Consider the following 7,423-nt stretch of genomic DNA (forward strand, 5'->3'; position numbering starts at 1 on the left):
ACGCCGTCCTCCAGCTCGACTCAGACGCGCTCCACCAGCATCGAAACGCCCAGCCCGACTCCGACGCACATGGTCGCCAGGCCCCGGCGGCCGTCCTCGCGTTCCATCCGGCTGAGCAGGGTGAGCACGATGCGGGCGCCGGAGCAGCCGAGCGGGTGGCCGAGGGCGATGGCGCCGCCGTCGGCGTTGACGCGGTCCTCGTCGAGCTTCAGCCTGCGGACCACCGCCAGCACCTGGGAGGCGAACGCCTCGTTCAGCTCGACCGTGTCCAGGTCCTCGACGCTCCAGCCGGCCCGGTCCAGCGCCTTCGCGGTGGCCGGTACGGGGCCGAGCCCCATGAGGCGGGGCTCGACCCCGGCCGAGGCGGCGGTGACGACACGGGCGCGGGGAGTCAGCCCGTACCGTTCGACCGCCGCCCCGCTCGCCACCACCAGGGCCGCCGCCCCGTCGGACAACGGCGACGAGTTGCCCGCGGTGACGATGCCGTGCCGGCGGAAGGAGGTGCGCAGGGCGCTCAGCTTCTCCAACGAGGTGGACGGCCGGGGCCCCTCGTCCCGGGTCACCTCGCCGTCCTTCACCGGCACCGGGACGATCTCCCGGTCGAACCGGCCCGCCTCCTGGGCGGCCAGCGCGCGGCGGTGGCTGCGCAGTGCGTAGGCGTCCGCCTCCAGGCGCGTGATGCCGTCCAGCGCGGCGAGTTCCTCGGCCGTCTCGCCCATCGACAGCGTGGTCTCGGCGGAGAAGCGCGGGTTGGTGAACCGCCAGCCGAGAGGGGTGTCGTGCACCTCGCCGGGCCGGGCCCAGGGCGTGCCGGGCTTGGCCATCACCCAGGGGGCGCGGGTCATCGACTCCACTCCGCCGGCCACGACCAGGTCGGCCTCGCCCGCCCGTATCGTCTGGGCGGCGGACGCGACGGCCGTAAGCCCGGACGCGCACAGCCGGTTGACGGTGTATCCGGGCACGGTGTGCGGCAGACCGGCCAGCAGCGCCGCCATCCGGGCCACGTTGCGGTTGTCCTCGCCGGCCTGGTTGGCGGCGCCGAGGATCACCTCGTCCACGGCGTCGGCCGCGATCCCGGAGCGCCGTACCGCCTCGCCGACGACGAGAGCGGCCAGGTCGTCGGGGCGTACGGAGGCCAGGGCACCGCGGTGGCGGCCCAGCGGGGTGCGGGCTCCGTCGATCAGATAGACCTCGTCAGGCATGGACGTTCTCCTCTGCGGGAGCGTGGCGGCGGGACTGGAGGACCGAGAAGCGGCCGGTGACGAACGCCGGGTCCGTCAGGGCGGCGTTGGCGGCGGGATTGGCCGCCGTGCCGTGGAAGTCGCTGAAGGCGGCGGACTGGTTGGGGAACACGTCGCCGGTCAGGTTCTCCGACAGGTGGACGCCCGCGTCCAGAGCTGTGGCCCGGGCCGCCGCCAGGACGTCCTCGCCGGTCGCGTGCACGCAGACGGTAAGCGCGCCGTGCCGTCGTACGGTCTCCAGCAGGAGCCGCAGGCTGTGCGCGGTGGAGTCGGTGCCGATGACGAAGGAGACCGGCCCGAACCACTCACTGGTGTAGGTCTTCTCGTCGGCCTCGGCGTCGAGCCGGGCCACCAGCGGGGTGCGGACGACGGCGTTCGGGTGTTCGGGGTGCGCCACGACCCGCGAGGGATGGGCGGTACGGCCCAGGGCCGCCGCCTCCTCCAGACGCACGAGTACTCCGCCGTTCACGATCGCGCCGAGGGTGGCGGTGGCGCGGTCCGGGTCGCCGAGCAGGCCGTCCAGCGCGGAGCCCAGATCGGCGGCGAACTCGTCGGCCGTACGCGGCCCCTGGTCGGTGGAGAACCCTTCGCGGGGCACCAGGATGTTCTGCGGAGTGGTGCACATCTGCCCGCTGTAGAGCGACAGCGAGAACGCGAGGTTGCGCAGCAGCCCGTCGTAGTCGTCCGTCGAGTCCACGACGACGGTGTTGAGTCCCGCCTTCTCCGTGTGTACGACGGCCTGGCGGGCGTTGGCCTCCAGCCAGTCGCCGAACTCGCTGGAGCCGGTGAAGTCCACGATCCGCACGTCGGGGTGGGTGGCCAGGGCGGGGGCGGTGCGCTCCTCGGGCCCCGAGGCGGCCAGCAGCACCACGTCCGGGTCGAAGCCGGCCTCGGCCAGCACCTCGCGGGCGATCCGCACGGTGATCGCCAGCGGCAGCACGGCCCGTCGGTGCGGCTTGACGATGACAGGGTTGCCGGTGACCAGGCTTGCGAAGAGGCCCGGGTAGCTGTTCCAGGTGGGGAAGGTGTTGCAGGCGATGAGCACGGACACACCGCGGCCGACCGGGGTGTAGGTCTTGTCCATGACGAGCGGTCCGCCGCGCCGCCGGGGCTTGCTCCAGCGAGCGGTGGCCGGATGGCGCCGCTGCGCCTCCCAGGCATACGCCACCGCCTCCAACCCGCGGTCCTGGGCGTGCGGGCCACCCGCCTGGAAGGCCATGACGAAGGGCTGGCCGGTGGTGTGCTGGACGGCGTGCGCGATCTCGAAGCTCGCCGCGTTCAGCCGGGCCAGGATCTCGGCGGCCACACCGGCCCGGACGTCGGGGGTCGCGGCACGCCAGGCCGTGGCCGCCGACCTGGCGGTGTCCACGGCCACGTCGGGCACCAGATGCGGGTAGCTGACGCCTAGGGGAAATCCGTAGGGCGACACCTCGGTGGCGGGGACGGTGCCGGTGGTGGGGTGCCCGTCGAGCACGAAGCGCCGGTCGAGGAGGTCGCGGAAGGCGGCCTCGCCGAGCTCGGGTGCCCCGGCTCCGTATGCGGAGGCGCTGGGGGTCTCCGGGTAGGGGGTCCAGTAGCCGCGGTCGGCGGTTCGTTCCGCGGCCTGGCGGAGCAGGTCCGCGTGGCGGGCGAAGAAGTCGGGGTGCTGGTCGGCGGGCATGAGGTCTCCAGGCCGAACGGTCGGTAGGTGGATGGTTGCGGCGTGCCCAGGTACGGAGGACAGGAGAGGGCGGTCGGATCAGACGTCGGCGAGCAGGATCGCCGGGCGCTCCACGCAGTCGGCCACGAAGCGAAGGAAGCCGCCGGCGACACCGCCGTCGCAGACCCGGTGGTCGAAGCTGAGTGAGAGCTGCGTGACCTTGCGGACGGCGAGCGCGCCGTCCACCACCCAGGGCTTGTCGACGATGCGACCGACGCCGAGGAGCGCCGCCTCCGGGTGGTTGATGATGGGCGTGGAGCCGTCGACGCCGAAGACGCCGTAGTTGTTGAGGGTGAAGGTGCCTCCGGTCAGCCGGTCGGGCGGCAGGCTTCCGGTTCGGGCCAGTTCGGTCAACCGGGCCAGTTCCGCGGCGAGTTGGACCGTCGTCAGCCGGTGGGCGTCGCGGACGACGGGGACGACAAGGCCGCGTTCGGTCTGGGCCGCGAAGCCCAGGTGTACCTCGTCGAAGCGCAGGATCTCCCGGCGTTCGGTGTCGACGGTCGAGTTGAGCTCGGGGTAGCGGTGCAGACCGGCGACGCAGATCCGGGCGAGCAGGGCCAGCAGGCCGACGCGGCGGCCCGGTTCGGCGGCCTCCAGCGCCTTCTTGGCCTGGAGCAGTCCGGTCGCGTCCACGTCGACCCAGGTCGTGGCGTCGGGGATCTCGCTCCGGCTGCGGGAGAGCTTGTCCGCGACGGCCTTGCGGACGCCTCGGAGCGGGATGCGGACGGGACCGTCGGAGGCTGCCGCCGCCGTGGGTTCGGTATGCGTCGGCACTCTCTCGGCCACGGCTCGCTCCACATCCCGTCGCAGGACGACCCCGGCGGGACCGGACGGTGCCACCGCGTTGAGGTCGATCCCGTGGTCCCGGGCCATCCTCCGCACGAGGGGTGAGATGACCCGGGGAGCGTGCGGCTCGATCACCGGCGCCGTGTCCGCCACCGGCGCCCCGGCCGCCGTGGATCCGGCGCGTCGCCGGCGACGGCGCGGTGCCGGTTCGCGCCCGGTGCCGTAACCGATCAGCACATTGCCCGACCCGGCCTGCTCCTCCTCGCGGTAACGCTCGGCGGCGGAGGAGGCCGGGGCGGGTGCGGGTGCGGGTTCGGGTGCGGGTTCGGGTTCGGGTGCGGGCACGCCCGCGCCCACCGTGATCAGCGGCTCCCCCACGCCCAGCGCCGTGCCCGCCTCCGCGTGCAGGCGCAGCACCGTGCCCCCGTACGGCACCGGTACCTCGACCGCGGCCTTGGCGGTCTCCACCTCGACCACGATCTGGTCGATCGTCACCGTGTCGCCGACGGCGACCTTCCACTCGACGATCTCCGCGTCGGTCAGGCCCTCGCCGAGGTCCGGGAGCCGGAACAGCTGCTCCTGCTGCGTTGCGCTGGTCACGCGACCGCTCCCTTCAGCAGGTGCCGGGTGTCGGGCTCGTCGGCGAACTGCAGACGGTCGACGGCGTCGAGGATCCGGTCGACGCCGGGCAGATGCGCGTGCTCCAGCTTCGGCGGCGGATAGGGGATGTCGAAGCCGGCCACCCGCAGGACGGGCGCGGCCAGCGAGTGGAAGCAGCGCTCCTGCACCCGGGCGGCGATCTCCGCGCCGACTCCGGCGAAGCCCTGGGCCTCCTGGACGACCAGGCAGCGCCCGGTCCTGCGGACCGACTCGGTGACGGTCTCGTCGTCGAAGGGCACCAAGGTCCGCAGGTCCACGACCTCCAGCTCGATCCCGTCCTCGGCGGCGGTCTCGGCCGCGGCCAGGGCCACCGGGACCGAGGGACCGTAGGCGACGACGGTGGCGTCGCGCCCCGCCCGCCGGATCGCCGCCCGCCCGAAGGGCAGCGCGCCACGCGTCCGCAGGTCGGTGTCCTCGCGCGACCAGTACAGCTTCTTCGGCTCCAGGAACACCACCGGGTCGGGGTCGGCCATGGAGTCCCGCAGCAGCCAGTACGCGTCCTCGGCCGTGGCCGGGGTGACGACCTTCAGGCCGGGCGTGTGCGCGTAGTAGGCCTCGCTGGAGTCGCAGTGGTGCTCGACTCCGCCGATGCCGCCGGCGTAGGGGATGCGGATCACCATCGGCAGGCCGATCCGTCCGCGGGTGCGGTTGCGCAGCTTGGCGACGTGCGAGGCGATCTGCTCGAACGCCGGGTACGCGAAGGCGTCGAACTGCATCTCCACAACGGGCCGGAATCCGCCCATCGCCATGCCGACCGCCAGCCCGACGATGCCGGCCTCGGCCAGCGGGGTGTCGAAGCAGCGCTGTTCGCCGAAGTCGCGGGTCAGCCCGTCGGTGATGCGGAACACCCCGCCGAGCGGGCCGACGTCCTCGCCGAAGACGAGGACCCGTTCGTCCTCGCGCAGCGCGTCGCGCAGGGCGGTGTTGAGCGCCTGCGCCATCGTGACCTTGGCCATGGTCGTCAGTCCTCCTGTGCCTGGGTGGTGTCGGCGAGTTCGGCCGCCAACTGGGCTCGCTGCTCACGCAGTTGCGGGGTCGGCTCGGCGTAGACGTGGTCGAACAGCTCCAGCGGGTCGAGCACCGAGTCCGCGTTCATGCCCGCGCGCACCCGCGCCGCCAGCTCCTCGGCCTCCTCCCGCAAAGCCGCCACGTCCTCCTCGGTGAGCGCGCCGCGCGAGCGCAGGTATGTCTCCAGGCGGTCGACCGGGTCGGCGGACCGCCACTGGTCCACCTCGTCGTCCTCCCGGTAGCGGGTGGCGTCGTCGGCGTTGGTGTGCGCGTCCATGCGGTAGGTGTGCGCCTCGACCAGGACGGGACCACGTCCGGCCCGGCAGTGCTCGACGGCCGCGGTCAGCACCGCCAGCACCGCGACCAGGTCGTTTCCGTCGACCTGCGCGGAGCGCACCCCGTAGCCGATGCCCTTGTACGCGAGGGCGGGCGCCGCGGTCTGCCGGGCCAGCGGCACGGAGATCGCGTACTTGTTGTTCTGCACGAAGAAGACGACCGGGGCGCGGAAGACGGCGGCGAAGTTCAGCGCCTCGTGGAAGTCCCCCTCACTGGTCGCCCCGTCCCCGACGAGCGCCATCGCCACGCCGTCCTCGCCCTTGCGGCGCAGGGACTCGGCCATGCCGGTCGCGTGCAGCACCTGGGTGGCCAGCGGGGTGCACTGGGGGGCGGTACGGGTGGCGGCGGGGTCGTAGCCGCAGTGCCAGTCGCCGCGCAGCAGCGTGAGCACCTCGACGGGGTCGATGCCGCGGGTCACCAGGGCGACGGAGTCGCGGTAGGTCGGGAACAGCCAGTCGTCGGGGCGCAGCGCGAGCACGGCGCCGATCTGGCAGGCCTCCTGGCCGCGGCTGGAGGGGTAGACCGCGAGGCGGCCCTGCTTGGTGAGGGCGGTCGCCTGGGTGTCGAACCGGCGGCCCAGGACCATCCGCCGCCAGGCTTCGAGCAGGGCCTCGACGGGAGGCTCGGTGTAGTCGGCCGACGGCTTGGCGACCGGTGTGCCGTCCTCGGCCACGAACCGCACCGGCGTCAGGGATGGCAGGAGGCCCTGGACCGTCTGGCGGAGGCTCTTCACAGACATGGAGGGCACTCGCTTTCTCTGGACACTTGACAGGAGAATGGTGACCATCGCGGAATATGTGTTCAATAGCTCGGCGGAACCGGCGACGAACTGCCGGACATGAGGGTCTGGGAGGACAAAGTGTCCGAGGAAAACTCGCTGCCGGTGGCGGCGGCCGGACGAACTGCCGTCCCGCTCGACGACATCGACAGGCAGATCCTGAGCCGGCTCCTCGAGGACGGCCGGATCTCGGTCCGGGCACTCGCCGAGCAGGTGCACATCTCCCGGGCCAACGCGTACACGCGCATCGGCCGGCTGGTGGCCGAGGACGTCATCACCGGCTTCACCGCGCAGCTCAATGCCCAGCGGGCCGGCCTGGGCACGAGCGCCTATGTGACGCTGGGCACCGACCAGAACGCCTGGCGCGACATCTCGCGCGAACTGCGTGAGATCCCCTACGTGGAACACGTCTCCCTGGTCACGGGCGACTTCGACGTGCTGGTGCTGGTGCGGGCGCCGGACAACCTGGCGCTGCGCAAGGTGGTGCTGGAGAGCATCCAGGCGGTGCCGGGCGTGCGCTCCACCCGCACCTGGCTCGTCTTCGACTTGCGCCGTGAGGCGCTGTGTTTCGTGTGGAGGTGAGAGACCTTCGCCGCTGACCTGTCGTAGCAGGGAGGTGGAGCTGGGGGCAGCCTGATCCGGGTGATGCCGGGGAGGGCGGGAGCGGCCCTGACAAAGCCGGGACGTGCCAGTACTGCCAGATGGTGCGGGTTCGGCGAGCGGGACGGAGAGGAGTACGCGAGGAACCGGCGTCTTTACGTCTCTTAACGACGACACCGGCTCGAACCTGGTGGATCTGGGCCGGAAGCGGTGCGCACCTGCCGCCGTTGGTGGTGGGGAACTCCTTGGCCGGTATTTCGAAGCCGTCCGGGAGGCCACGAGGAAGGACTACGGCGTACTCGTGGCGAGGCCGCA

The 7,423-nt window shown here is 72.4% G+C and carries 7 protein-coding genes; 2 read left to right on the forward strand and 5 right to left on the reverse strand.

The genetic code is table 11. The features are described 5' to 3' along the window. Positions 1–20: 20 nt before the first annotated feature. From ACZ7NC_RS03330 to pdhA, 5 genes are all read right to left on the reverse strand, one after another. Positions 21–1,202, reverse strand: a complete 1,182-nt coding sequence (locus ACZ7NC_RS03330) for a thiolase family protein (protein ID WP_471484467.1) — start codon at positions 1,200–1,202, stop codon at positions 21–23. Then, complete coding sequence (paaN, locus tag ACZ7NC_RS03335; RefSeq protein ID WP_471484468.1) at positions 1,195–2,901, reverse strand: phenylacetic acid degradation protein PaaN; 1,707 nt, start codon at positions 2,899–2,901, stop codon at positions 1,195–1,197. Before paaN ends, ACZ7NC_RS03330 begins: the two co-directional genes overlap by 8 nt. A gap of 78 nt (positions 2,902–2,979) precedes the next feature. Further along, positions 2,980–4,326 (reverse strand): dihydrolipoamide acetyltransferase family protein, encoded by a 1,347-nt coding sequence (locus ACZ7NC_RS03340; RefSeq protein ID WP_471484469.1) that lies wholly within the window; start codon positions 4,324–4,326, stop codon positions 2,980–2,982. After that, positions 4,323–5,342 (reverse strand): alpha-ketoacid dehydrogenase subunit beta, encoded by a 1,020-nt coding sequence (locus ACZ7NC_RS03345; RefSeq protein WP_471484470.1) that lies wholly within the window; start codon positions 5,340–5,342, stop codon positions 4,323–4,325. Before ACZ7NC_RS03345 ends, ACZ7NC_RS03340 begins: the two co-directional genes overlap by 4 nt. Before the next feature lie 5 nt (positions 5,343–5,347). After that, positions 5,348–6,469 (reverse strand): pyruvate dehydrogenase (acetyl-transferring) E1 component subunit alpha, encoded by a 1,122-nt coding sequence (gene pdhA / locus ACZ7NC_RS03350; RefSeq protein ID WP_471484472.1) that lies wholly within the window; start codon positions 6,467–6,469, stop codon positions 5,348–5,350. Positions 6,470–6,589: 120 nt separating this feature from the next. Here pdhA and ACZ7NC_RS03355 point away from each other — a divergent pair, with 120 nt between their 5' ends. Both ACZ7NC_RS03355 and ACZ7NC_RS03360 read left to right on the forward strand, forming a co-directional pair. Continuing rightward, on the forward strand, positions 6,590–7,090 hold the full coding sequence (locus tag ACZ7NC_RS03355; protein ID WP_471484474.1) for an Lrp/AsnC family transcriptional regulator: 501 nt from the start codon (positions 6,590–6,592) through the stop codon (positions 7,088–7,090). Between the two features lie 103 nt (positions 7,091–7,193). Beyond that, positions 7,194–7,423, forward strand: a 230-nt coding sequence (locus tag ACZ7NC_RS03360) for a hypothetical protein (RefSeq protein ID WP_471484475.1), incomplete at its 3' end; no start/stop codon positions are given.

The organism is Streptomyces sp. NPDC111802 (assembly GCF_055634335.1).